The organism is Senegalimassilia anaerobia JC110 (assembly GCF_000236865.1).
In the GTDB taxonomy this organism is placed as follows: domain Bacteria; phylum Actinomycetota; class Coriobacteriia; order Coriobacteriales; family Eggerthellaceae; genus Senegalimassilia; species Senegalimassilia anaerobia.
In genome coordinates this window covers 1-409 of the sequence record NZ_CAEM01000076.1, presented here as the reverse complement: position 1 = coordinate 409, position 409 = coordinate 1, and the positions used below count along the sequence as shown (strand labels likewise).

Below are 409 nucleotides of genomic sequence, written 5' to 3'. Positions count from 1 at the left end.
GCCATGGAGGGCTCGTTCGTCATCCAGGACCTGCGCACCTTCTCCAAGTGGCCGCACGTCATGGAGGAGTGGGGCAGCATGTTCACCGACTACCCGGTGATGGTCAAGGAGGTCTTCAACGCGATGTTCAGCGTCGACGGCGCCCCGCAGCAGCCGTTGATGAAGCGTATGAAGCCCATCATCAAGAAGCGCGGCGCGCTCAAGCTCGGCCGCGAGGTCATGAAGGCGGTGAAGGCGCTGTGAGCAAGGTTTGCGAGATCACGGTCAACGTCGACGAGGCGCTGTCCGTCAACAAGTACGAGGTCGACGAGGAGACCCCGCACATCGAGCTGGCCGAGGACGACGGCTCCGAGGCCTACAACGAGGAGTTCCTCAAGCTGGTCCGCGTCTGCCCCGCGGCCCTGTACAA

1 protein-coding gene is annotated in these 409 nt (G+C 63.1%); it reads left to right on the top strand.

What is annotated here, in order from left to right; all coding sequences use genetic code 11:
* A partial coding sequence (locus SFHG_RS10735) for a hypothetical protein (protein WP_202898018.1) occupies positions 1-243 on the top strand: 243 nt, incomplete at its 5' end.
* Between the last annotated feature and the right edge of the window lie 166 nt (positions 244-409).